We start from the raw sequence: 23,171 nt of genomic DNA on the forward strand, positions 1-23,171 counted from the left end.
CACAGAGGTGAGCACGGTGTCGGACGTGATCGTGGTGGGTGGCGGGGTCAGCGGGCTGACCACGGCGCTGGTGCTGGCGGAGCGCGGCCTGCGGGTGCGGGTCTGGTCCCGGGATCAGGCAACGGCGACGACCTCGGCCGTGGCCGGTGCGCTGTGGTGGCCGTACCGGATCGAGCCCGCAGCACTGGTCGCCGGGTGGTCGCTCGAGACGCTCCGGGTGTACGAGGAGCTGGCCGCCGACCCCGTGGAGACCGGAGTGCGCATGGTCCCCGGGGTGCACGGGGGCGGGCGGTCGGCCGCGCTGGGCCCGTGGGCCCGCGGCCTGCGTGAGGTGTCCGACGTGCCGGAGGGGCTGCGGGTGACCCTTCCGCTGATCGACATGCCGACTCATCTGCGCTGGCTGGAGGGCCGGGTGTCCGCTGCGGGAGGTTCGGTCGAGCGGCATACGGTGCGCGGCTTCGCGGAGGCGGCGGCCGAGGCGCGGGTGGTGGTCAACTGCACCGGGCTCGGCGCCCGCGAGCTGGTTCCGGATCCGGGTGTGCGTCCGGTGCGGGGCCAGCTGGTCGTGGTGGAGAACCCGGGCATCGAGGAGTGGTTCACCCGGGCGGATCCGGCGTCGAGCGCGACGACGTATCTCTTCCCGCAGCCGGGCGGTCTGCTGCTGGGCGGGACGGCGGAGGTCGACGACCCGCGTACGGAGCCCGATGCCCGCACGGCGCGGGAGATCGTGGCGCGTTGCGCGCGGGTGCGGCCGGAGATCGCGGGGGCCCGTGTCGTCGGCCACCGCGTGGGGCTCCGGCCGGCCAGGGACGCCGGGGTGCGGATCGAGGCGGAGGAGCTGCCGGGCGGCGGTCTGCTGGTGCACAACTACGGGCACGGAGGCGCCGGGGTGACGGTGGCCCGGGGCTGTGCGCGTGCTGCGGCCCAGTTGGTGGGCTGAGCCGCAGCACGCGGTCAGGCCGGGGGGTCGTGCTTGTGGCGTTCGTCGGTGGTGACCTCCGCCGTGCCGGGGCCGATCCGGATCTCGAAGTCCCCGTCGTACTTGGCGTGCCCCTCGATGACCGCGGATTCGACCGCCTCCACGCCGAACTCCCTGCGGACGATCATCGGGTCGTGCCGCAGGTCCCTCATCAGGGCCACGCACATGCCGATCATGACGATGGTGAAGGGCGCGGCCACGAGGATGGTCAGGTTCTGCAGTCCGGCGAGAGCGTCGCCCTGGCCGTCGCCGATGAGCAGCATGACCGCCGCCACGGCACCGGTGACGACGCCCCAGAAGATCACGACCCACTTGGCGGGTTCGAGGACGCCCTTCTGGGAGAGCGTGCCCATCACGATCGATGCCGCGTCGGCACCCGAGACGAAGAAGATGCCGACCAGGACCATCACCAGGATGCTCATGAGGGTCGCGACCGGGAACTGCTGCAGGACACCGAAGAGCTGTGCCTCCGGGGTGGTGCCGACACCCTTGAGCTGCCCCGACTCCTCCAGCCTGATCGCCGACCCGCCGAAGACCGCGAACCAGACCAGGCTGACCGTGCTGGGCACCAGGATCACGCCGCCGACGAACTGACGGATCGTCCGGCCCCGGCTGATCCTGGCGATGAACATGCCGACGAAGGGCGTCCACGAGATCCACCACGCCCAGTAGAAGACCGTCCAGCTGGCGAGCCAGTCGGCGACCTCTCCCTTGCCGGTGGCCTCGGTGCGCCCGGCGAGCTGGGCGAGGTCACCGAAGTAGGCGGCGATGGAGGTGGGAATCAGGTCGAGCACGATGATCGTGGGTCCGGCGATGAAGACGAAGACCACCAGGATCAGGGCGAGCACCATGTTGATGTTGGAGAGCCACTGGATGCCCTTCTCGACCCCGGACACGGCGGAGGCGACGAAGGCGACCGTCAGCACGGCGATGATCGCGACCAGCAGGCCGGTGCCGGTCTTCTCCATCCAGTTGAGCTCCTGGAAACCACTGCCGATCTGGAGCGCGCCGAGCCCGAGCGAGGCCGCGGAGCCGAAGAGGGTCGCGAAGATGGCGAGGATGTCGATGACCCGGCCGATGGTCCCGTGGGCACGCTTCTCGCCGATGAGCGGCACGAAGACCGAACTGATCGTCTGCCTTCTGTTCCGGCGGTAGGCGCTGTAGGCGATGGCGAGCCCGACGACCGCGTAGATCGCCCAGGGGTGCAGGGTCCAGTGGAAGAGGGTGGTCGCCATCGCCGTCTGCATCGCCTCGGCGGCGTCCTCGGGACGGGTCCCCGGCGGCGGGTGCACGAAGTGGGCCAGCGGCTCGCTCACCCCGTAGAACATCAGACCGATTCCCATGCCCGCGCTGAACATCATCGCGACCCAGGAGATCGTACGGAACTCGGGCTCCTCGCCCTCCTGTCCGAGCGAGATCTTCCCGTACCGGCTGATCGCGAGCCAGAGGGCGAAGACCACGAAACCCGAAGCCGCCAGCATGAAGGCCCAGCCACCGTTGTGGATGAGTCCGGTGAGCAGTGTGCTGGACACGCTCTCCAGCGAATCGGTGGCCGTGGAACCCCAGACCACGAAGGCGACGGTGAGCACCGCCGTGACGCCGAAGACCACCCGGTCGGTCGTGGGGCGCCGGCCGTGATGCGGGTCGGAGGGTAGTTCGGCCGTGACCGGGAGATAGTCCCCCCGCCCTCCCGAATCCTGCTCGTCGTGTGACACAGATGGCACCTTTCACGCAGTGCGAAATTTCGCTCTCCGTAAGGCAGTACCACAGGCGGTGTCCCTCATGCGGGATCAACAAGCCGTTCCGGCTCGACCGTCTCGAGGTTGATATGCCGCACGCTCGCGACGCGCTCACCTGCCCGGCTGCCCGTACCGGGCGGTTAGGCTGACGGCGTTCGTGCCGAACCCGCCAGTTCCAGCCGTTCCCAGCCGGGACGCGCGTGTACGAGGAGCGACTCTTGCCCGACCCGACCCCCGACCCGCATCGTGACGTCCGCCCCACCCTGGAGGCCGTCGCGGCCCGCGCCGGGGTGTCCAGGGCGACGGCCTCACGGGTCGTCAACGGCGGGGCGGGCGTACGGCAGCCCTTGGTGGACCAGGTGCGCCGAGCCGTCGAGGAGCTCGGCTACATCCCGAACCACGCGGCACGGACGCTGGTCACCCGGCGCAACGGCGCCGTCGCCGTGATCATCGACGAGCCCGAGTTCCGGGTCTTCTCCGACCCGTTCTTCTCCCGCCAGATCCGCGGGATCAGCCGCGAGCTCAACGCCCACGACGCACAGCTGGTCCTGCTCCTGGTCGAGGGCAGCGGCGACTTCGAGCGGGTCACCCGTTATCTGGCCGGTGGTCACGTGGACGGGGTGCTGGCCTTCTCGCTGCACACGGACGACGAACTGCCCGCGATCATCCGCAGGTTCCGGGTCCCGACGGTCTTCGGGGGCCGCCCCGGCCACCCGGCGGGCGGGGACGCCCCCCAGGTGCCCTACGTCGACTGCGACAACCGGGGCGGAGCCGGCGAGGCGGTGCGTCACCTGGTCTCGCTCGGCCGGCGCCGCATCGCGCACATCGCGGGGCCACGGGACCAGACATCGGCCCTCGACCGCATCGACGGCTATCACGACGTGCTCCCGGACGCGGGAAGGGAACTCGTCGCGGACGGCGACTTCACCGCGGAGGGCGGGGCGCGGGCCATGGCGGGTCTGCTGGACACCCATCCGGACCTCGACGCCGTCTTCGTGTCGAACGACCTGATGGCGTCGGGCGCCCTGCGGATCCTGCGCGAGAGAGGTGTCCGCGTGCCGGAGGACGTCGCGGTGGTCGGATTCGACGACATGACCTCGGTGGCGGAGGCCGCCGTACCGCCGTTGACGACGATCCGTCAGGACGTCGAGGGCATGGGCCGGCTGATGGTGCGGCTCCTGATGGAGCGCCTGAACAGCGACACGGACGCCTGGCCCGAGTCCGTGATCACCCCGACGGAGCTGGTCCGCCGGGCCTCGGCCTGAGACCCCGCAGAGGTCGGGCCGGGGTCAGCCCGCACCCGGCCGGCCGGCCCGCCACTCGGCCCGCGCCGACCTGGCCGACGGCAGGTAGCGCAGCCGCTCCGGGAGCAGAGGCACGACGCGTCGCACCACGGCGCCGAAGCGCCGCAGCCGGCGCTCCTGCTCCGGTGTCCAGTCGAGCCCGATGGCCTCACGGGCGTCCGGCGGCATCAGCCCGACGGTGATGAAGGAGCGGAACCGGGCCAGCGGCGGGAGAAGCACCGGCCACAGCGTCCTCAGGAGCAGCCGCAGGACGAGGGGCCCCCTGTCCGGAGGCGGTACGGAGACATCCGTGGCGACCAGCTCCCGCACGACGACGGTGGCCTCCACCTCGTCGGCCAGCATCTTCCGGTAGTAGGGCCAGAAGTCCTCGATCGTCTGCGGCATGTCACGGTCGTGGATGCCCAGGATCCGTCCGACCTGGAGCCACTCCCGGTACAGGGCGCGTTCCTGCGCCTCGGTGAGCGGGCGCACCAGATAGCGCGACGCGTGCTGGTATACGGGGAAGCCGGTGGCGTGCACCCACGCGTAGTTCGCGGGCGTGAGCGCGTTGTAGCGGCGGCCCCGGGTGTCGGTTCCCTGGATCGTGCGGTGCAGCTTCCTGAGCCTGCGGCCCTCCTCCGCGGCGGCCTCTCCCCCGTACACCCAGAGCTGGAGGGATCTGAGGGACCGCTCGCCGCGTCCCCAGGGATCCGTGCGGAAGACCGAGTGCTCGTCGACGCCGGCACCGACGGCCGGGTGGGCGACCTGGAGGGTGAGGGCGGCGGGCAGCATCAGCAGTCCGCGGACGTCGCCGGCGAGGCTCCACAGGACTCCGCCCGGCGGGGGCGGTACGGGGTCTCCCGTGCTGGTCATGTGAGTGCTCCCAAGGGTCTACGGGTGCGCGGATCGGTGCCCGGCCCGTGTGTGTTCCAGTATGCGATCGCGCGCTCGCCGACGATCCGCAGGGGCGGCGATCCCCGGCGGCGGAGCGCGGCTCGCCGCCCTGGCCCTTCTCCGCGCGGGCCCACTCTTCGAATCTGTGTCAGCAGTGTTGACGCACCCGGTGAAACAAGTCAATAGTATTTGTAACTTTGACTCTCGGGGGCGGGAGGGGCCGTCGGACAACCTCCCTCGGCACAGGAGTTGGGCCAAGGCACACCCACTGGATGGGATCGGCTCTGCCCCTCCCCCATCGGCAGCACGGCATGCCGCTCGACATCCGCGACGTCGGCGCCGAGGGCGTCCGCCGCACCGGCCTCGCCGCCGTCCCCCGTATCCGAAGGCCGTACCAACAGAGGAGGCCGCACCATGGCCCGCTACAGCCGACTGCGTGAGATCCGCCGCATGGATCCCGCCCGGGACTGCGCCGAGATACTCCAGCTGATGTCGCAGTACGAATTCCCGTGGGACTACCGTCAGGGCATCAGCGTCGCCTTCCTGCGCGACTACGGCGTCCCGCGGATCTCCTTACTGCTCGACCGCACCCAGGAGTTCGAGCGCAACGGTCAGAAGCGCTACGACGACACCGTCCTGTTCGGATACGAGATGGCGGCCGAGGGCTTCGATTCGGAGCGCGCCCGGGCCGCTGCCCGCCATCTCAACCGCATCCACGGCAAGTACCGCATCCCGAACGAGGACTACCTCTACGTGCTGGCCACCACCGTCGTCGGCCCCAAACGCTGGATCGACCGGTTCGGGTGGCGGCCCCTGTGCGCGCAGGAGGCGGGAGCGCTGGCGGAGGTGGGGCGGCGGATGGCCGCCATGATGGGCATCGAGGGCGCTCCCGACACCTACGAGGGCTTCGAGGAACTGCTCGACTCCTACGAGGCCCGGATGTTCGCCTACGACCCGGCGAACCGCCGCGTCGCCAACGCCACCTTCCGGGTCATGGCCGCCTGGTACCCGGCCCCGCTGCGCCCCCTTGTCGCCAGGTTCTCGCTCGCTCTGCTGGACGAGCCGCTGCTGAGGGCACTGGGCTTCCCGGAACAGCCGCGGTGGATGCGGGCGTCGGCCGTTCGCCTGGTGCGCGCCCGGTCGCACGGTGTGCGGCTGCTGCCGGCCCGGCCCCGGTGGCTGCCCTCCCGCCCACGGCCGCGCAGCTACCCCTTCGGTTACCAGCTCGACGACCTCGGCCCGCACTGGGCCCAGAGCCGTCCGCTGGAACCTCTTCCCACGGAGAAGCCATGACGACCGGAACGAACCCGGCGGAGCAGACGATCGAGGACATCCGCGCCGCGGTGGCGCGGGCCAGGAGCGCCGGCCGAAGCTGGGCCGCGCTCGGGGCACGGGAACGGCGCACCTGGCTGCTCCGGTGGAAGCGTGAACTCGCCTGCCGTACGGACGAGTTCGACCAGGTGATCGCATCCGAGACCGGGAAACCGGTGCACGACGCCCGCGCCGAGGTGCTGCTGACACTGGTCCACCTCGGCTGGGCGGCACGCAACGCCCGCCTGGTGCTGGGCCGGCGGCGGGTACCGTCCGGCCTCCTGTCGGTCCACCAGCGGGCCCTGCCGGCCTACCGACCGCTCGGGGTGAGCGGGCCCTGGAACTATCCTCTCCACACACCGATGGGATCGATCAACTACGCCCTCGCCTGGCCCGGGCCGTCGAGCTGGGCGGAAGCAGCACGCCCGGTTCTGAGGACGGTCACGCGGCGCTGAGGAGCGGCACCAGATAACGGCGGGCGAAGGCCCGCACCTGCTCGTCGTCGTCCAGCTCGAAGCAGCTCACGGGGTTGAGGAGGAAGGAGACGGTGATCCGCACCATCAGTTCGGCGACCGGTGTCGGGTCCGTCTCCGGCCGCCCCTCGGCGCGCCGGGCGTGGCGGAGGCGGTCGGCCAGATAATCGCGTATCGCGAGGAAGGCGGGGCCGCTCTCCAGCGTGAGGAAGGGGAGCATGATCTCCGGCTCCAGCCTGAGCAGCCCTCCCACCAGCGGGTGCTCACGAATGTGCTTCAGCACGGCGACGAAGCCGGCGACGAGCCGGTCTTCGGTGGTCGGCAGCGCGGCCGCCGCCTCGTCCACGTCCACGACGAATCTGCGGTACTCCCGCAGAAGGCAGGCGGACACCAGGCTGTCCTTGTTGCCGATCCGGCGGTACACGGTGACGCGCGAGACCTTGGCGCGCTTGGCCACGTCGTCGACGGTCGATCGGCGCAGCCCGAAGGTCATGAACTGCTCGCGTGCCGCGTCCAGGATCTGTTCGCTCAGCGCGTCGGACGGTGGCGTCTCGACGAGCGCCCTGGCCAGCAGTGCCTCGTTGGTACCCGGTGCCGCCATGAGCCCTCCCCGTCCGTTGCCACCACTCAACCACATCGATACAGAAACAGCGTTACTCAATCCGTCTCTTTGTAACTCTCCCTCCCGGAGGCACCGTCCACGCCGCCCTCCCGCGATCGCTCTCCCCCGAGCGACGGGCATTCGTCACGCCCCTGCGCGACTTCTCCGCGGCGCGAGTGCGGCACGCGTAAGCAGCGCGACGCCCTGGCCGCGGACCGGCGGTCCCGCACGCCCCGTCGCTCCACACCCGGCCGGCGGCCTTCGGCCGACGGAGACGCTGGGCCGCCACGAGGTCAACGACGTCTTCTCCACGGATGTCACGGCTGCCGGTCGACCGTGGCCGGCACACGGACCGCGCATGGGCCCAGCTGATGGCGGGTCCCGACGCGGAAGGGCTCCTCCTCGCGGCGAAATGCCGGGCCTTGCCGCTCGGATCCCGAAGGACACGCTCGCGGACGTGCCCGGAAGCGCGCGGACGCGAGCAGTCCGGCCGACCGGCTCCTTCCGAGCCCTGCGGCACCGGCCGGCTGGCCTGGCGTCCGAGATCGAGCCGGGTGCCGTCGATCCGGCGGGAGGCACCGGGCCGGCGGCCTCACCCGTAGTCGTACACCGTGACGTCGACGCCGCGGTTCACCAGCCGCTCGGTGACGAGGGGTTCGACCTTGGACCAGGTGCCGCCCGCCAGGCCGCAGCCGATCCTCGGCATGTGCACCGACGCACCCAGCTCGACGGCCCGCACCGCCACCTTCCGCAGCCCCTCGTCGATCGCCTCGTAACGCACCGGAACGCCCTTGCTGCCGGTGCGTATCCCTCGCTGGCCCACCACGTTCGCCACCCAGACGTTGGGTTCGACCTGGACGAACTGCGCGGCCCCCAGACCGAAGTCGTTGCCGGCGCGCTCACGGTGCCAGCTCCGGTAGGCGGCTTCGGGCCCGGGCCAGCGTCGGGACACGGCCAGGACGAAGCCCTTGCCCCAGCCGCCCAGGTCGTTGCACACGTGCACGATCAGCTTGACGCCCTTGCCCTGCGGCGCGGTGGCGTCCCCCTGCACATACGTGATCCCCGGCATGCACCCACCGTACGGGCCGCCACCGACAACAGCCCGTCGCTCAGGCCCCGCCCTCGGTGTACAGCGCGTCGAGGACCTCGCTGTACCGGTCGCGGGTCAACCGGCGGCGGAGCTTCAGCGAGGGAGTGAGTTCACCGGTCTCCGGGCCCCACTCCCGCATCAGCAGCCGGTAGCGCTTGATCTGTTCGCTGCGGTTCAGCCGGGCGTTGGCGGCCTCGACGGCACGTGCGATCTCCTCCCGTACCTCGGGGCAGGTGGCCGGGTCGCCCTCGATTCCGCGGGCCGCCACCCAGGAAGGTGCCATCTCCGCGTCCAGCACGAGGAGCGCCACCAGGTAGGAGTGTCCGTCACCGTGGACGAACGCCTGGCCGATCAGCGGATGCTCCTTGAGCGTGTTCTCCACCAGTGCCGGGGATACGTTCTCCCGGTCGAGGTGATGATCATTTCCGTCTTGCGGTCGGTGAGCCGGAGGAAGTTGTCCTCGTCCAGGCGCCCGACGTCGCCTGCAGCGAACCAGCCGTCCTCGCCCAGAGCCTGTTCCACGGTGCCGCCGTCGCGCAGATAGCCCCGGAAGACGGTCTCCGGCCCTTGGCATGACCGACCCGCGAAGGACTCCGGAGCCGACCACTTGGAATCCCTGCCCCTGACAGAATGATCAACCGCCGGACGAGATCCTGACGGATGCCGCATGATGTCGGCGTCGGCGGGCGTGGTCGCCGACCACTGCTCCAGTCGTGAGCGCGAAGGGTGGGGTACGCACTCTCGCAGCCACATTCCGCAGACCGGTCGGGGCTCCCAGGGCGGGCACCCCTGAGCACTTTCACAACAGTGGTGCGACAGCAATACTGTTGCACCTGATCGACCCAGACCCGTCAGGACGGGCCTGTCCGCGACAAGGAGCAGCCATGGCCACCGGAACCGACGAGCCGACGCTGACCGTCGACGAACTGGCGGCGCGCGCGGGCGTCACCGTGCGCACCGTGCGCTTCTACAGCACCAGAGGCCTGCTGCCGCCTCCCGTGATCGGCCCCCGACGCGTCGGGCACTACGGGAACGACCACCTCTCCCGGCTGGCCCTCATCGAGGAACTCCAGCACCAGGGCATGACGCTGGCCGCCATCGAGCGCTACCTCCAGCAGCTGCCACCCGACCTGAGCGCGCAGGATCTGGCGATCCACCGCGCCCTGGTGGCCTCCTGGGCGCCCGACTCGGCCGAGGACATGGAGCGCGCCGAACTGGAGCGTCGGGCGGGCCGGACCCTCAGCGAGCAGGACCTGGACCGGCTGGCGGCCATGGGAGTGCTGGAGCACCCGACGGTGCCCGAGGGGCCGTGCCTGGTGGATCCGGGTCTGTTGCGGCTCGGGGTGGAGCTCCTGGACGTGCCCATCGCGCACGAGACGATCCTGGCCGCGCGCACCGTCCTGCTGGAGCACACCCGCTCGGCCGCCCACGAGCTGACCCGGCTGTTCCGGGACGAGGTGTGGAACCCCTACCGCGAGCGGGAGTCGGACCCGGAACACGTGAAGGCGATGAAGTCGCTCTCGGCCCATATGCAGCCGATGGTGCTCCAGGCGCTGCTGACCGCCTTCCAGCGGTCGCTGAAGGAGGAGCTGGGGGCCGCGTTCACCGCGGGCGAGGAGCAGTGAACACGGCCCGCACGGGCGCCGTCAGTCGTGGAAGGTCTCGCCCTTCTCCGCCTTCTCCAGCAGCAGCGCGGACGGCAGGAAGCGGTCGCCGTAGCGCTCGGCGAGCTGCCGGGCGCGCGCCACGAAGCCGGGCAGGCCGCCCTCGTACCCGTTGATGTACTGGAGCACGCCACCGGTCCAGGCGGGGAAGCCGATGCCCATGATGGAGCCGATGTTGGCGTCGGCCACGGTCATGAGGACGTTCTCCTCCAGGCAGCGGACGCTGTCCAGTGCCTCGGAGAAGAGCATCCGCTCCTTCATGTCCTCGAAGGGCACGTCGGTACCGGGCTTCGTGAAGTGCTCGCGCAGGCCCGGCCAGAGCGCACCCCGGCTGCCGTCCTCGCCGTACTCGTAGAAGCCCGCTCCCCCGCTGCGGCCGGGGCGCCCGAACTCGTCGACCATGCGGTCGATGACCCCGTCAGCGGGGTGTGTGGCCCAGGTGCCGCCCGCCTCCTCGACGGCGCGCCGGGTCTCGTCGCGGATCTTGCGGGGCAGGGTGAGCGTCAGCTCGTCCATGAGGGAGAGCACCTTGGCCGGGTAGCCGGCCTGCGCCGCCGCCTGCTCGACCGACGTGGGCTCCACACCCTCGCCGACCATCGCGACGCCCTCGTTGATGAAGTGGCCGATGACCCGTGAGGTGAAGAAGCCGCGCGAGTCGTTGACGACGATCGGGGTCTTCCTGATCCGGCGCACGAGGTCGAAGGCGCGTGCCAGGGCCTCGTCCCCGGTCTTCTCGCCCTTAATGATCTCGACGAGCGGCATCTTGTCGACGGGCGAGAAGAAGTGCAGCCCGATGAAGTCCACCGGCCTGCTGACGCCCTCGGCGAGCACGGTGATGGGCAGCGTCGAGGTGTTGGAGCAGAGCAGGGCGTCGGGGTCGATGACGTCCTGGATCTCCTGGAACACCTTGTGCTTGAGCGCGGTGTCCTCGAAGACCGCCTCGATCACGGCGTCGCAGCCCGCGAGGTCGGCCACGTCCCCGGTCGGGGTGATGCGGGCCAGCAGTTCGTCCCGCTTCGCCTCGGTCGTACGGCCCCGGGAAAGCGCCTTCGCGAGGAGCTTCTCGCTGTACGCCTTGCCCTTGGCGGCCGCTTCCGTGGAGACGTCCTTGAGGACGACGTCGATGCCGGCGCGTGCGCAGGAGTAGGCGATGCCCGCACCCATCATCCCGGCGCCGAGGACCGCGACCTTGCGGACCTGGCGCTCCTCGACGCCGGACGGGCGGCTGGCACCGGAGTTGACGGCCTGGAGGTCGAAGAAGAACGCCTGGATCATGTTCTTCGCGACCTGGCCGGTGACCAGCTCGGTGAAGTAGCGCGCCTCGATGGTCTGCGCGGTCTCGAAGTCGACCTGCGCCCCCTCGACGGCAGCGGCCAGGATGTTGCGGGGCGCGGGCATGGGCGCGCCGGCGAGCTGCTTCTTCAGGTTGGCGGGGAAGGCGGGAAGGTTGGCCGCGAACTTCGGGTTCGACGGGGTGCCGCCGGGGATGCGGTAGCCCTTGACGTCCCACGGCTGCTGCGACTCGGGGTTGGCGTCGATGAAGGCGCGGGCCTTGTCGAGCATCTCCTCGCGGGTCGCGGCGACCTCGTGGACGAGGCCGTTCTCCAGGGCCCGCCGCGGGGTGTACTGCGTGCCCTGGAGGAGGACCTTCAGCAGGGCGTCGGCGATGCCCATCAGCCGCACGGTGCGGGTGACTCCGCCGCCTGCGGGCAGCAGGCCGAGGGTGACCTCGGGCAGGCCGATACGTGAACCGGGGGCGTCCAGGGCGATGCGGTGGTGCGCGGCGAGCGCGATCTCGTAGCCGCCGCCGAGCGCGGCGCCGTTGACGGCGGCGACGACCGGCTTGCCGAGGGTCTCGATGCGGCGCAGCGACTTCTTGATGGCGGTTCCGGCGTCGAACGCCGCCTGGGCGTTCTCGGGACCGATCCTGATCATGTCCTTGAGGTCGCCGCCCGCGAAGAAGGTCTTCTTGGCGGACGTGTAGATGATGCCCCGGATGGAGTCCTTCTCGGCCTCGGCGCGTTCGGCGACGGCCGCGATGGAGTCCTTGAAGCCCTGGTTCATCGTGTTGGCGGACTGGTCGGGGTCGTCGAGTACGAGGGTGACGACGCCGGTCTCGTCCTGTTCCCAGCGGATGGTGGTGCTCTCGGTCATTGCGATTTCTCCGTAAGCAGGGGTGGCCGGGGACGGTCAGAGACGCTCGATGACGGTGGCGACGCCCATGCCGCCGCCGACGCAGAGGGTGGCGAGTCCGTAGCGCTTGTCCTGACGCTCCAGTTCGTCGACGAGCGTGCCGAGGATCATCGCGCCGGTCGCGCCGAGCGGGTGGCCGAGGGCGATGGCGCCACCGTTGACGTTGACCTTGTCGAGCGAGAGGTCCATGTCCCGGACGAAGCGCAGCACGACTCCGGCGAAGGCCTCGTTGATCTCGACGAGGTCGATGTCGCCGATGGTGAGTCCGGCCTTGGCCAACGCCTTGCGGGTGGCCGGGGCGGGACCGGTGAGCATGATGGTCGGCTCGGATCCGGAGACGGCCGCGGAGACGATCCTGGCGCGCGGTGTGAGTCCGTAGCGCTCGCCGGTCTCCTTGGAGCCGATCGCGACGAGGGCGGCGCCGTCGACGATCCCGGAGGAGTTGCCCGCGTGGTGGACGTGGTCGATCCTCTCGACCCAGTGGTACTTCTGGAGGGCCACGGCGTCGAATCCGCCCATCTCGCCGATCGTGGCGAACGAGGGCTTCAGGGAGGCCAGGGAGTCGGCGGTCGTACCGGGGCGCATGTGCTCGTCGTGGTCGAGGACGAGCAGCCCGTTGCGATCCCTGACGGGGACGACGGAACGGGCGAAGCGCTCCTCCTTCCAGGCGGTGGCGGCGCGTTCCTGGGACAGCGCGGCGTACTCGTCGACGTCACGGCGCGAGAAGCCCTCGATCGTGGCGATGAGGTCGGCGCCGATGCCCTGCGGGGCGAAGCCGGTCTCGAAGTTGGTCATGGGGTCCATGGCCCAGGCGCCGCCGTCGGAGCCCATCGGCACACGGGACATGGATTCGACGCCGCCGGCGAGGACGAGGTCCTCCCAGCCGGCACGCACCTTCGCGGCGGCGAGGTTAACCGCTTCCAGACCGGAGGCGCAGAAGCGGTTCTCCTGTACGCCCGCCACGGAGTCCGGGAGTCCGGCCGCGACGGCGGCGATACGGGCGATGTCGGAGCCCTGGTCTCCGAGCGGGCTGACCACTCCGAGGACGATGTCGTCGATGGCCGCGGGGTCGAGGTCCGGGAAACGGCCCTGGATCTCGTGGATGAGGCCGACGACGAGGTCGATCGGCTTGGTGCCGTGCAGGGCGCCGTTGGCCTTGCCGCGGCCGCGCGGGGTGCGGATCGCGTCGTAGACGAATGCTTCGGTACTCAAGGCAGCTGCCTTTCGGGGTCGGTGCTGGGCGGGGAGGTCAGGCGAGCAGCGAGCGGCCGATGATCTCCTTCATGATCTCGGTCGTCCCGCCGTAGATGGTCTGGATGCGGCCGTCGGTGAAGGCCTTGGCGACCTGGTACTCCGTCATGTAGCCGTAGCCGCCGTGGAGCTGGAGGCAGCGGTCGGCGACGCGCTTCTGCAGCTCGGTGGCCCACCACTTGGCCATCGACGCGTGCACGGCGTCGAGCGTCCCCTCGGAGTGGTCGACGATGCAGCGGTCGAGGAAGGCGCGGGTGACGGCACACTCGGTGGCCATCTCCGCGATCTCGAAGCGGATGTGCTGGAGCTTGGAGAGCGGGCGTCCGAAGGCCTCACGCTCCTTGACGTACCGGGTGGTGATCTCCAGGAGGTGTTCGGCGGCGGCGATTCCGGCGACCGCTATGCCCATCCGCTCCTGGGCCAGGTTGGTCATGAGGTGGATGAAGGCGCCGTCGGGCTCGCCGAGGAGGTTCTCCTTGGGGACGCGTACGTCGTTGAAGAACAGCTCGGCGGTGTCCTGGGACCTCTGCCCGATCTTGTCGAGGTTGCGGCCCCGCTCGAAGCCCTCGGCGCCGCGCTCGACGACGAGTAGCGAGAGGCCTTTCGCGCCGCCCTCCGGTGAGGTCTTCGCGACCACGATCACCAGGTCGGCGAGGATGCCGTTGGAGATGAAGGTCTTCGAACCGTTGAGGAGCCAGTGGTCACCCTTGTCGTCGGCGGTGGTGCGGATGCCCTGGAGGTCGGAGCCCGCGCCGGGTTCCGTCATGGCGATGGCGGTGATGGTCTCGCCGCTGCAGAAACCGGGCAGCCAGCGCCGCTTCTGCTCGTCGGTGCCGAGACCGGTGAGGTAGGGGCCGATGATGTCGTTGTGCAGCCCGAGCGCGAGCCCGGAGACCCCGGCCCTGGTGAACTCCTCGGCGAGTACGGCGCTGTAGCGGAAGTCGGCGTTGCCTCCGCCCCCGTACTCCTCGGGGACCGCCAGGCCGAGCAGCCCCTGGCGGCCGGCCGCGAGCCACGCCTCGCGCGAGACGATGCCATCCTGCTCCCACTGCTCGTAGTGCGGGAGGACCTCCTTGGACAGGAAGGTGCGGACGGTCCCGCGGAACGCGTCGTGCTCTTCGGTGAAGATCTGCCGCTGCACTTCAAGCCCCCTGGAGCCAGTTCTTGACGGTGGAGATCAGCCGCGCCGGCTCCGGGCCGACGGGCGTGACGTTGAGCATGGTGACTCCTGCCTCGCGGAAGGCCTCGATGCGGTCGCGTACGTACGCTTCGGGGCCGCAGAGCGTCATGAGCTCGCAGAACTCGTCCGGCACGGCGGCCTCCGCCTCCCTCTTCTTCCCGGCGAGGTAGAGCTCCTGGATGGTGGCGGCCTCCTGCTCGTAGCCGTAGGCGACGGCGAGGTCGTTGTAGAAGTTCTTGCCCCGTGCGCCCATACCGCCTACGTACAGCGCGATCTGCGGACGCGCGAGGTCCCTGACGGCGGCCGCGTCGTCGCCGATCGCCAGCAGGCCCCCCGCGACGGTCTGCAGGGGGCCGAGTGCCGGGTCGCGTTTCGCCGTGCCCTCGGCCAGTGCCGCGCCCCAGACCTGCGGGGCCTTCTCCGGGATGTAGAGGGTGGGCAGCCAGCCGTCTGCGATCTCGGCGGTCAGCGCCACGTTGGCGGGGCCGAGGGAGGCGACGTAGAGGGGGATGGTGTCGCGCACCGGCCGCGTGAGGATCTTCAGCGGCTTGCCGAGCTTGCCGCCCTTCTCCTTCGGCAGGGGCATGTCGGTGATGCCGTGGTGGTCGATGACCTCGCGGCGCCAGATCCGCCGGCACAGCTCGACGGTCTCGCGGGTCCTGCCGAGCGGCCGGTCGTACGGCTTGCCGTGCCATCCCTCGACGACCTGTGGTCCCGAGGCGCCGAGTCCGAGCAGGGCACGGCCGCCGGAGACGGCGTCGAGCCCGGCGCCGGTCTGGGCGATGAGGGCGGGGGTGCGGGAGTAGACGTTGAGGATCGCCGCGCCGATCCTCAGGCGCTCGGTGCGGGCGGCGAGGTAGCCCATGAGGGTGGGCGAGTCGAAGCCGTACGCCTCTGCGACCCACACGGCGTCGAGGCCGGCGGACTCGAGTCCGGCGACCTCGTCGCAGGCCGCGCGCGGATCGCCCGCGTAGTTCAGCGGCAGGGAGAGTTCCATCAGCGGGTGGCTTCCTTCCCGGTCGCCAGCAGGCCCGGCAGGCCCCAGTCCGCGGCGACGGCCCCGGTGTCCGCCCCGGGCAGCGCGGGTGCGCTGCGCACGGAGACGGGCGTCGCCGAGAAGCGGGGTGCGGGGGCGGGCTGGGTGAGGCCGCTGTGCTCCACATAGGTGGAGCGGGCGGCCAGGTGGGGGTGGCGGGGCGCCTCACGGAGCGAGAGGACGGGGGCCACGCAGGCGTCCGTCCCCTCGAAGATCTCGGTCCACTCGGCGCGCGTGCGGGTGCCGAACCTGTCGGCGACGAGGGCGCGCAGCTCTTCCCAGCGTCCGAGGTCGTTCCGGTCGGGGGCTTCCTCCCCGAGTCCGAGGAGCTCCGCGAACTCCTCGTAGAAGCGCGGCTCCAGGGCTCCGACCGCCATGTACCGGCCGTCGGACGTCTCGTAGGAGCCGTAGAAGGGGCAGCCGCCGTCGAGGAGGTTGGAACCGCGCCGGTCCTGCCAGCTGCCGGCTGCCAGCATGCCGTGGATCATCGTGGCGAGGTGGGCCGCGCCGTCCACGATGGCCGCGTCGACGACCTGCCCCCTCCCGCCGGATGTACGGGCGTGCTGGAGGGCCGCGAGCACACCGACGACGAGGTAGAGCGAGCCGCCCGCGTAGTCTCCGACCAGATTGGCGGGCACCGTGGGTGGTTCGCCGGATCTGCCGATCATCGAAAGGGCGCCGGTGAGCGCGATGTATCCGATGTCGTGTCCCGCGCGTTCGGCCAGCGGCCCGTCCTGGCCCCAGCCGGTCATCCGCCCGTAGACGAGGCGCGGGTTGCGTTCCAGGCAGGCGTCGGGGCCCACGCCGAGGCGTTCGGCCACCCCGGGCCGGAAGCCCTCGATGAGGATGTCGGCACGCTCGACGAGGTCGAGCACCTGCCCTGCTCCGCCCTCCGCCTTCAGATCGACGAGGACCGACCGCTTGTTCCGGTTGGTGAGGTCGAAGGCGGGCTCGATACCGATCACCGAGCCTCCGGGCCGGTCGACGCGCACGACGTCGGCACCGAGGTCGGCGAGGAGCATGGCGGCGAACGGCCCCGGGCCGATGCCCGCCAGTTCGACGACGCGCACTCCGGTCAGCGGGCCCTGCGACCCGTGTCCTGTCGTTGTCATCAAGCCCCCAGCAGTGTGACACAACTGATGTAACATCGATGATGCTAAGAACGGACCGCGCTCCGCACAACCCTTTTGGCCGAGCAAGCGCTTAGCTCTTCCCCGGATCCTCTCGCACGGAGACCCTCCCGGCCGCGCAGCGCCACGAACGCCTCCGCTACCCTCTGGCTGCTACATCGACGTCGGGCCCCGCGGAGGCACTCATGAACAGGCAGAACGGGGCAGAACGCCCTTATGACGTCGTCCTCTTCGGGGCCACCGGCTTCGTGGGCACGCTCACGGCGGAATATCTCGCCGCACACGCCCCGGAAGGCTGCCGCTGGGCGCTGGCCGGCCGCAGCCGCGGCAAACTGGCGGAGCTGCGCGATCGCCTCTCCGCGGAGAACCCGCACTGCGCGGAACTGCCGCTGCTGACGGCCGACGCCGACGACGCCGGTTCCCTGCGCGAGCTGGCCGGTTCCGCGCACGTGGTGGCGTCCACCGTGGGACCGTACGTCTGGTACGGCGAGAAGCTGGTCGCCGCCTGCGCCGAGACCGGGACCGACTACACCGACCTCACCGGGGAGGCGGAGTTCGTCGACCGGATGTACCTGGAGCACGACGGCCGGGCCCGCGAGACGGGGTCCCGCCTCGTGCACGCCTGCGGCTTCGACTCCGTGCCCCACGACCTCGGCGCCTACTTCACGGTCCAGCAGCTGCCCGAGGGTGTTCCGCTGACCGTCGACGGCTACGTCCGCACCAACGCCGCCTTCTCCGGCGGCACGTTCGCCTCGGCGCTCACCGCGATGGGACGCGGCCCGCAGATGGCGCGGGCCGCCCGCGAACGGCGTCTGCACGAGCCTCGCCTGGTCGGCCGGCGCGCCCGCGCCCCGCAGGGGTCACCGCACTTCAGTCCGGAGACCGGCACCTGGGCACTGCCGCTGCCTACCCTGGACCCCCGCGTGGTGGAGCGGTCCGCGCGGGGGCTCAAGCGCTACGGCCCCGACTTCCGCTATCGGCACTTCGCCTCGGTGAAGCACCTGCCCATGGCACTCGGCGGCACGGCGGCGATGGGCCTGCTGGCGGGGGCCGCCCAGATCCCGGCCGCGCGGCAGTGGCTGTCGTCGCGGGTCGAGCCGGGCACGGGTCCCGGCGAGGCGCGCAGGGGGCGGAGCTGGTTCACGGTCCGCTTCGTCGGTGAGGGCGGCGGCCGCCGGGTCTGCACGGAGGTCTCGGGCGGCGACCCCGGCTACGACGAGACGGCGAAGATGCTGGCGGAGGCGGCTCTGGCGCTCGCACTCGACGACCTGCCCGCGACGTCGGGTCAGGTCACGACGGCCGTGGCGATGGGCGATGCGTTGTTGGGGCGCCTGACCGCGGCCGGGCTGCGCTTCCGGGTCGCGGCGGTGCGCTGAAACCCGGGATGACGGCCGTTCCGGCGGTCAGAGCATCCAGGACGCCAGCGTGACGACCATGGACACGGTCCAGGCGGCTCCTGCGAGGACGCCCAGGGTCATGCCCACGGCGACGCCGCGCTGGGAGAGGCGTACGGTTCCGGCACTCAGCTGAGGGGTGTGGTGGTCGATCATGTGTACCAGCCTGCCCCTGATGTTCGACGAGGAACATCCGTATGTGTACTCAGTTGGCAACAGATCACCGAGCCGGGCCCGGTCAGCCGGTGGCCTCCCGGAGAGCGGACCGGCACAGGGCGTCGGCTCTGCGCGTGGTCTCGGGCTGACGGAAGCCGCGGGCCAGCGCGAGGGTGTGGGCGCACGCGTTGTCCAGGCCGGTGCGGTGTCCGACGGAGACGAAGACGGGTTTCGTGTCGTCCCGGGTGCGCAGGGCCCGCCCCACTTCCTCGTCGCCGTCCATGAGCGGGGTGAAGTCCCCGCGCCGGGGCCCGGGTTGCTCGTAGCGGAAGGTGAAGGGGTTCTTGGCGACACCGATGACCGGCAGGCCGGTGAGCACGCCGAGATGGCTGGCGAGGCCGAACCTGCGGGGGTGGGCCCGTCCGTAGCCGTCGCAGACGACGAGCCCGGGGTCCACCGGCAGGCCCTCGATCGCGGCCAGGACGGCCGGGAGCTCACGGAAGGCGAGGAGCCCGGGCACGTACGGAAACGTCACACGGCCGTCGGCGGTGGACTCGGCGACCACCTCCAGGGTCGCCGCGTCCAGGACGACGGCCGCCGCCACGACGAGGTCCCGCTCGTCGTCGTAGGCGACATCGACTCCGGTGACCCGGCCGGTACCCGGCGGCGGCCCCGGCTCGTCCAGCACCACCCGTGCGCGCAACGCGTCCTGTACGGAGCGGGCTTCGGCCTCGTCGGCGGGCATCCGGAAAGTCGTCATGGCCGGTCAGTCTAGGAGCTCGCCGGTCCGGCGATCATGTCCGATCCGGGGGCGACCCGCACCGCTTCGGTCGAGCGCGTCGACGCCCACACGGGCGACGAATTCCTGGGACGCCGTCGCACGGTCCCTGGGCCGCAGGACCGCACACCGCTGATCAGTCGTCCGATCCGTCCTCAGCCGACCGGTTCGCGGGTCGCCGGCACCTCCCCGCCCGCGACCGGGGCCCGCGGGCCCGGTCGCGGGGCGGGCGTCACGTGTCCGTACCGAAGGGCCGCTACCGCAGCCGCGCGACCCTGCCCTTCTCACCCGCGGCCCAGCAGCCGCCGTCCGAGGCGCAGTCGACCGTGTCGTACGAGCCGGTGTCCACGGTCCGCCAGGTCCGGCCGCCGTCCCGCGTGACATCGGTTCCGGTGGGACCCACCGCGAGCGCCGACCAACGGCTGTGCGGCAGCCACGCGACCCCGGACCGATAGGCCGGCGGCGGGGCGTCCGCGCTCCGCCAGCTCCGGCCGCCGTTCCCGGTCACGGACGCGGCTTCCGGCGACGGCTGGTCCGCCCGGTAGTCGCCGCCGACCGCGATGCCGTGCGCACGGTCGCGGAAGGCGAGGCCGAACACCCCACGTGCCGGGTCCCCGGCCGGGATGCGGGACGCGGCTTCCGTCCAGTTCAGACCGCGGTCACCGGAGTGGAGCACCCGGGAGGTCGCCGCGCCGCCGGTGGCGAGCCAGACGTCCCGCGTGCCCGAGCTGACGAGGCACTGGCCGCTCGCTGCGAACCCGGCCTCTCCGGGCTGTGCCTGGGGCATCCCCGCGTCGGGAAGCACCCGCCAGTTCCGTCCGCCGTCGGAGGTCGACAGGACGCGGAACCTCCCGTCGACCGGGTCGCTCATCGCCAGGCCGTGGCGGTGGTCGAAAAAGGCCAGACAGTCGTAGAAGGCCCGGGCATCGGTGTTGCGGAAGGACTCCGACCAGGTCGTGCCGCCGTCCTCGGTGCGGAAGACCCGGGACGCCTCACCCTCTCCGATGGACAACGCCACGGCCCGCCGTCGGTCGAAGGCCTCGATGTCACGGAACTCCAGCCCGGCCGCACCGGCCGGCGAGACGTCCTGCCAGTGGCGCCCTCCGTCCGTGGTGCGCAGCACCGTGCCCCCGGTGCCCGCTGCCCAGGCGGCGTCGCGGCCTACGGCCGCAAGGCCTCGGAGGCGCACCTCCGTACCCGTGGCGGTGAGCACCCACCCCGGGTCCCGGTCCGGGTGCCCAACCGGTGCGGCCCGCGCCGTCGGTGCGACCAGTGCGGCGGTCACCGCAGCGCCGCACAGCACCGGTGCCATCAGCCTTCTCATCTTCCCCATGGCCCTCATGGCGCTGGAAGCTAACCCACCCGTGGGCGGCAGTCCAGGGTGCGCCGCGCGAAACGGGGCAGTTGATCGGAGAGGGTGCAGCGGTGACGCAGCTCACGCTGCCCGGCAGTGCACGGATCGAGACGTTCCGTCGTCTACTCCAATGCCGGGAACCGTTCGTCCGAGGCGAGAGGGAGCAGGTCTTGTCCAGCGTTATCGAGCAGTCCGTGCAGGCACGTATGGTCGCGTCCGCACCGCGTATGGAGACCCTGCCCGCCACTCTGCACTACGACCGCGAGGACCCCTTTGCCGTCCGCATGGCGTTCCCGGCGCCCGCGACCCTCGAAGGCACCGAGGTTTCCTGGGAGTTCTCCCGGGAGTTGCTCGCCACGGGCATGGACTCACCCGCCGGCGCCGGCGACGTGCGGGTCCGGCCGTTCGGGTACGACCGCACGGTCCTGGAGTTCCACGCGGTCGAGGGCATCGCGATGGTGCACGTGCGGACGTCGGAGCTGCGCCGCTTCCTGAAGCGGGCGCAGGAACTGGTTCCGGCGGGGGACGAATACCTCTTCCTCGATCTGGACGGCGATCTGACCGACCTGCTGGGCGGGTCCTCCTGAGCCGCGCCTCCTGACCGTCGCCGCAGTGCTGAGCCGAGGGTTCCTTCAGCCGGCGCGGCACGGGGCCTGGCCGACCCACGTCGCGCGGCGCGTCCACCCGACGGGCCGCGGTCAGCGGGCCCGCGGACGCCCGCCTCGCCCGATGTCGCCCGCACGGCCCGAATTCGGTTGCGTGGCGGCGAGGCCTCTCGTAGCGTCACCGGTGTCCCTGTCGTCGTCGGATCGGAGAAGGACGTTGCTCCACATCTGAGGTGTCCGCCGGCCGTGCCGCGCGCCCCGAGGCGCGTGTGCCGTGCGTGACCCACCCCGATGTCCGAGCCGTTCTCCGTGTTTTCCCGACGCATCCGGGAGGCCCTCGTGCCTGCATCCTCGACCCATGTCCTCTGTTCTTCCCTCTCGTTCGCCTGGCCGGACGGCAGCGAGGTCTTCGACGACTTCCACCTGGCTGTGGGCCCCGGCCGAACCGGGCTCATCGGACTCAACGGCTGTGGGAAGTCGACCCTGTTGCGTCTGATCGCCGGTGAACTCGGACCGACCGCCGGACACATCGCAACGGCAGGCGACATCGGCCACCTCACCCAGGACCTCGTCCTGGACACCGCTCTGCGGGTGGACGAGGTCCTCGGGGTGGCGAGCGCGCGGGCTGCGCTGCTCGCCATCGAGGCGGGCGACGCCCGCGAGGAGCACTTCGCCGCGGTCGGTGACGACTGGGACGTCGAGGAACGCGCCCGCGCCGTGCTCGGCCGGCTCGGCATGTCCGGCATCGGCCTCGACCGCACCGTCGGGGAGCTGTCCGGCGGTGAGTGCGTGCTGCTGCGGCTGGCGGCCCTGCTGCTGGCACGGCCTTCCGTTCTTCTCCTGGACGAGCCGACCAACAACCTCGATCTGTACGCCCGACAGCGGCTGTACGAGGCGGTGGAAGCCTGGACGGGGGTGCTGGTCGTGGTCAGCCACGACCGGGAACTGCTGCAGCGGGTGGACAGGATCGCGGACCTCCGCGACGGCGCGGTCACCTGGTACGGCGGCAACCTGTCCGCGTACGAGGAGGCGCTGGCCGTGGAGCAGGAGGCGGCCGGGCGGATGGTGCGGGTCGCGGAGGCCGACGTGCGGCGGCAGAAGCGCGAACTCGCCGACGCGCACGTCAAGCTGGCCCGGCGGAAGCGGTACGGGCAGAAGATGTGGGACACCAAGCGTGAGCCGAAGGCCGTGATGAACCTGCGCAAGCGGACGGCCCAGGAGTCGGCCGGCAAGCACCGCATCATGCACACGGAGCGGCTGGCGGACGCCGAGGAACGTCTCGACGAGGCGGTCGACGCGGTTCGGGACGACGAGGCCATCCGGATCGAACTGCCGCACACCCGGGTGCATCCGGGCCGCGGCGTGCTGGTGCTCCGCGATCTCGAACTCGCCCACGGGGGACGGGTGCGGGGCGAATGGGACCTGCGCGGCCCGGAGCGGATCGCACTGGTCGGCCGTAACGGCGCGGGGAAGACGACGCTTCTGCGTACCATCGTGGGCGAGCTCGATCCGGTGTCGGGCGAGGCGGCCGCGCAGGTGCCGGTGGGTTTCCTGCCGCAGCGTCTCGACGTCCTCGACGGTGCGATGTCCCTGGTCGAGAACGTCGCGCGCGTCGCGCCCGGCGCCACCGGCAACGCCATCCGGGCGAGGCTGGCGCACTTCCTCTTCAAGGGCGCGCGTGCGGACCGGCCGGCCGACGCGCTCTCGGGCGGTGAGCGCTTCCGGGCCACACTGGCAGCACTGCTGCTCACCGAGCCCGCTCCCCGGCTGCTGATGCTGGACGAGCCGACGAACAGCCTCGACCTGCCCGGTGTCCGCCGCCTGACCTCGGCGCTGGAGGCCTTCGAGGGCGCGCTCATCGTGGCGAGCCACGACATGCCGTTCCTGAAGTCGCTGGGGATCACCCGCTGGTTGCTCCTGGACGCGGAAGGGCTCCGGGACACCACCCCCGGGGCGCTACCGGGACTCGGGCCCCAGGACGCCTGACTTGTCCGCCGGTGTACACCTTTGACCTGCGCGGATAACACTCGGTGAACAGACACCACGAGGAGCGGGCTTGG

At 71.1% G+C, this 23,171-nt stretch carries 20 protein-coding genes and 1 pseudogene; 8 read left to right on the forward strand and 13 right to left on the reverse strand.

The window, feature by feature from the left end:
* Window positions 1-7: 7 nt before the first annotated feature.
* Window positions 8-940, forward strand: a complete 933-nt coding sequence (locus tag JOC24_RS29270) for an FAD-dependent oxidoreductase (RefSeq protein ID WP_205023509.1) — start codon at window positions 8-10, stop codon at window positions 938-940.
* A gap of 14 nt (window positions 941-954) precedes the next feature.
* Here JOC24_RS29270 and JOC24_RS29275 read toward each other — a convergent pair whose 3' ends face one another.
* Entirely contained in the window at window positions 955-2,694 is a 1,740-nt protein-coding gene (locus JOC24_RS29275; RefSeq protein ID WP_205023430.1) for a BCCT family transporter, read from the reverse strand.
* A gap of 242 nt (window positions 2,695-2,936) precedes the next feature.
* Between JOC24_RS29275 and JOC24_RS29280 the strand changes: the two genes are divergently transcribed.
* A complete protein-coding gene (locus JOC24_RS29280) occupies window positions 2,937-3,983 on the forward strand; it encodes a LacI family DNA-binding transcriptional regulator (RefSeq protein WP_205023431.1) in 1,047 nt (348 codons plus the stop codon).
* A gap of 24 nt (window positions 3,984-4,007) precedes the next feature.
* Here JOC24_RS29280 and JOC24_RS29285 read toward each other — a convergent pair whose 3' ends face one another.
* Window positions 4,008-4,874 (reverse strand): oxygenase MpaB family protein, encoded by an 867-nt coding sequence (locus tag JOC24_RS29285; RefSeq protein WP_205023432.1) that lies wholly within the window; start codon window positions 4,872-4,874, stop codon window positions 4,008-4,010.
* Between the two features lie 435 nt (window positions 4,875-5,309).
* Here JOC24_RS29285 and JOC24_RS29290 point away from each other — a divergent pair, with 435 nt between their 5' ends.
* Together JOC24_RS29290 and JOC24_RS29295 are read left to right on the forward strand one after the other, a co-directional pair.
* On the forward strand, window positions 5,310-6,188 hold the full coding sequence (locus tag JOC24_RS29290) for an oxygenase MpaB family protein (protein ID WP_205023433.1): 879 nt from the start codon (window positions 5,310-5,312) through the stop codon (window positions 6,186-6,188).
* Window positions 6,185-6,661 carry an aldehyde dehydrogenase family protein gene (locus JOC24_RS29295; protein ID WP_374104541.1) on the forward strand — a complete coding sequence of 159 codons (477 nt, stop codon included), beginning with the start codon at window positions 6,185-6,187 and terminating at the stop codon, window positions 6,659-6,661. The genes JOC24_RS29290 and JOC24_RS29295 overlap by 4 nt, the downstream gene beginning before the upstream one ends.
* Here JOC24_RS29295 and JOC24_RS29300 read toward each other — a convergent pair.
* The 3 genes and pseudogenes from JOC24_RS29300 to JOC24_RS29310 all read right to left on the reverse strand — a co-directional run.
* Complete coding sequence (locus JOC24_RS29300; RefSeq protein ID WP_205023434.1) at window positions 6,648-7,280, reverse strand: TetR/AcrR family transcriptional regulator; 633 nt, start codon at window positions 7,278-7,280, stop codon at window positions 6,648-6,650. The two genes, JOC24_RS29295 and JOC24_RS29300, sit on opposite strands and share 14 nt — an antisense overlap.
* Before the next feature lie 592 nt (window positions 7,281-7,872).
* Window positions 7,873-8,349, reverse strand: coding sequence for a macro domain-containing protein (locus tag JOC24_RS29305; protein WP_205023435.1), 477 nt, complete (start codon window positions 8,347-8,349; stop codon window positions 7,873-7,875).
* A 40-nt stretch (window positions 8,350-8,389) separates the two neighbouring features.
* Window positions 8,390-8,928, reverse strand: a pseudogene (locus JOC24_RS29310) (long-chain fatty acid--CoA ligase); the annotation flags it as partial.
* A gap of 326 nt (window positions 8,929-9,254) precedes the next feature.
* Between JOC24_RS29310 and JOC24_RS29315 the strand changes: the two are divergent.
* Window positions 9,255-9,995 (forward strand): MerR family transcriptional regulator, encoded by a 741-nt coding sequence (locus JOC24_RS29315; RefSeq protein WP_205023436.1) that lies wholly within the window; start codon window positions 9,255-9,257, stop codon window positions 9,993-9,995.
* A 21-nt stretch (window positions 9,996-10,016) separates the two neighbouring features.
* Here the strand turns inward: JOC24_RS29315 and JOC24_RS29320 are convergent, their stop codons facing one another.
* Genes JOC24_RS29320 through JOC24_RS29340 form a run of 5 tightly spaced genes read right to left on the reverse strand, consistent with a single transcriptional unit; the run spans window position 10,017 to window position 16,806 of the window.
* Window positions 10,017-12,188 carry a 3-hydroxyacyl-CoA dehydrogenase NAD-binding domain-containing protein gene (locus JOC24_RS29320; RefSeq protein WP_205023437.1) on the reverse strand — a complete coding sequence of 724 codons (2,172 nt, stop codon included), beginning with the start codon at window positions 12,186-12,188 and terminating at the stop codon, window positions 10,017-10,019.
* A 36-nt stretch (window positions 12,189-12,224) separates the two neighbouring features.
* Window positions 12,225-13,439, reverse strand: coding sequence for an acetyl-CoA C-acetyltransferase (locus tag JOC24_RS29325; RefSeq protein WP_205023438.1), 1,215 nt, complete (start codon window positions 13,437-13,439; stop codon window positions 12,225-12,227).
* Between the two features lie 37 nt (window positions 13,440-13,476).
* A complete protein-coding gene (locus JOC24_RS29330; protein ID WP_205023439.1) occupies window positions 13,477-14,619 on the reverse strand; it encodes an acyl-CoA dehydrogenase family protein in 1,143 nt (380 codons plus the stop codon).
* A 1-nt stretch (window position 14,620) separates the two neighbouring features.
* Complete coding sequence (locus tag JOC24_RS29335; protein WP_205023440.1) at window positions 14,621-15,655, reverse strand: LLM class F420-dependent oxidoreductase; 1,035 nt, start codon at window positions 15,653-15,655, stop codon at window positions 14,621-14,623.
* Window positions 15,655-16,806, reverse strand: a complete 1,152-nt coding sequence (locus JOC24_RS29340) for a CaiB/BaiF CoA transferase family protein (RefSeq protein WP_205023441.1) — start codon at window positions 16,804-16,806, stop codon at window positions 15,655-15,657. The genes JOC24_RS29335 and JOC24_RS29340 overlap by 1 nt, the downstream gene beginning before the upstream one ends.
* 203 nt (window positions 16,807-17,009) lie before the next feature.
* On the opposite strand from JOC24_RS29340, the gene JOC24_RS29345 reads away from it, so the two are divergent.
* The gene (locus JOC24_RS29345) at window positions 17,010-18,200 is read left to right on the forward strand and encodes a saccharopine dehydrogenase family protein (protein WP_205023442.1); all 1,191 of its coding nucleotides are present in this window, start codon (window positions 17,010-17,012) and stop codon (window positions 18,198-18,200) included.
* Window positions 18,201-18,227: 27 nt separating this feature from the next.
* Here JOC24_RS29345 and mmpA read toward each other — a convergent pair whose 3' ends face one another.
* The 3 genes from mmpA to JOC24_RS29360 all read right to left on the reverse strand — a co-directional run bounded on the left by mmpA (window position 18,228) and on the right by JOC24_RS29360 (window position 20,494).
* Window positions 18,228-18,374 carry a morphogenic membrane protein MmpA gene (gene mmpA / locus JOC24_RS29350; RefSeq protein ID WP_205023443.1) on the reverse strand — a complete coding sequence of 49 codons (147 nt, stop codon included), beginning with the start codon at window positions 18,372-18,374 and terminating at the stop codon, window positions 18,228-18,230.
* 82 nt (window positions 18,375-18,456) lie between these two features.
* On the reverse strand, window positions 18,457-19,134 hold the full coding sequence (locus tag JOC24_RS29355) for an endonuclease V (RefSeq protein ID WP_205023444.1): 678 nt from the start codon (window positions 19,132-19,134) through the stop codon (window positions 18,457-18,459).
* Between the two features lie 274 nt (window positions 19,135-19,408).
* A complete protein-coding gene (locus tag JOC24_RS29360) occupies window positions 19,409-20,494 on the reverse strand; it encodes a beta propeller repeat protein (protein ID WP_205023445.1) in 1,086 nt (361 codons plus the stop codon).
* A gap of 182 nt (window positions 20,495-20,676) precedes the next feature.
* Here JOC24_RS29360 and JOC24_RS29365 point away from each other — a divergent pair, with 182 nt between their 5' ends.
* Both JOC24_RS29365 and JOC24_RS29370 read left to right on the forward strand, forming a co-directional pair.
* The gene (locus JOC24_RS29365; protein ID WP_205023446.1) at window positions 20,677-21,093 is read left to right on the forward strand and encodes a spore wall synthesis regulator SsgD; all 417 of its coding nucleotides are present in this window, start codon (window positions 20,677-20,679) and stop codon (window positions 21,091-21,093) included.
* A gap of 357 nt (window positions 21,094-21,450) precedes the next feature.
* Complete coding sequence (locus JOC24_RS29370) at window positions 21,451-23,097, forward strand: ABC-F family ATP-binding cassette domain-containing protein (RefSeq protein ID WP_307792779.1); 1,647 nt, start codon at window positions 21,451-21,453, stop codon at window positions 23,095-23,097.
* Window positions 23,098-23,171: the final 74 nt, after the last annotated feature.

The sequence above is a fragment of the Streptomyces sp. HB132 genome, from assembly GCF_016909575.1.
Taxonomy (GTDB): Bacteria; Actinomycetota; Actinomycetes; order Streptomycetales; family Streptomycetaceae; genus Streptomyces.

What these genes read in the sequence shown, in the direction of transcription:
- JOC24_RS29285 (WP_205023432.1), bottom strand. Translation starts at nt 4,874, where the DNA reads ATGACCAGCACGGGAGACCCCGTACCGCCCCCGCCGGGCGGAGTCCTG.
- JOC24_RS29290 (WP_205023433.1), top strand. Translation starts at nt 5,310, where the DNA reads ATGGCCCGCTACAGCCGACTGCGTGAGATCCGCCGCATGGATCCCGCC.
- JOC24_RS29295 (WP_374104541.1), top strand. Translation starts at nt 6,185, where the DNA reads ATGACGACCGGAACGAACCCGGCGGAGCAGACGATCGAGGACATCCGC.
- JOC24_RS29300 (WP_205023434.1), bottom strand. Translation starts at nt 7,280, where the DNA reads ATGGCGGCACCGGGTACCAACGAGGCACTGCTGGCCAGGGCGCTCGTC.
- JOC24_RS29305 (WP_205023435.1), bottom strand. Translation starts at nt 8,349, where the DNA reads ATGCCGGGGATCACGTATGTGCAGGGGGACGCCACCGCGCCGCAGGGC.
- JOC24_RS29315 (WP_205023436.1), top strand. Translation starts at nt 9,255, where the DNA reads ATGGCCACCGGAACCGACGAGCCGACGCTGACCGTCGACGAACTGGCG.
- JOC24_RS29320 (WP_205023437.1), bottom strand. Translation starts at nt 12,188, where the DNA reads ATGACCGAGAGCACCACCATCCGCTGGGAACAGGACGAGACCGGCGTC.
- JOC24_RS29335 (WP_205023440.1), bottom strand. Translation starts at nt 15,655, where the DNA reads ATGGAACTCTCCCTGCCGCTGAACTACGCGGGCGATCCGCGCGCGGCC.
- JOC24_RS29340 (WP_205023441.1), bottom strand. Translation starts at nt 16,806, where the DNA reads ATGACAACGACAGGACACGGGTCGCAGGGCCCGCTGACCGGAGTGCGC.
- JOC24_RS29345 (WP_205023442.1), top strand. Translation starts at nt 17,010, where the DNA reads ATGAACAGGCAGAACGGGGCAGAACGCCCTTATGACGTCGTCCTCTTC.
- mmpA (WP_205023443.1), bottom strand. Translation starts at nt 18,374, where the DNA reads ATGATCGACCACCACACCCCTCAGCTGAGTGCCGGAACCGTACGCCTC.
- JOC24_RS29355 (WP_205023444.1), bottom strand. Translation starts at nt 19,134, where the DNA reads ATGACGACTTTCCGGATGCCCGCCGACGAGGCCGAAGCCCGCTCCGTA.
- JOC24_RS29360 (WP_205023445.1), bottom strand. Translation starts at nt 20,494, where the DNA reads ATGAGGGCCATGGGGAAGATGAGAAGGCTGATGGCACCGGTGCTGTGC.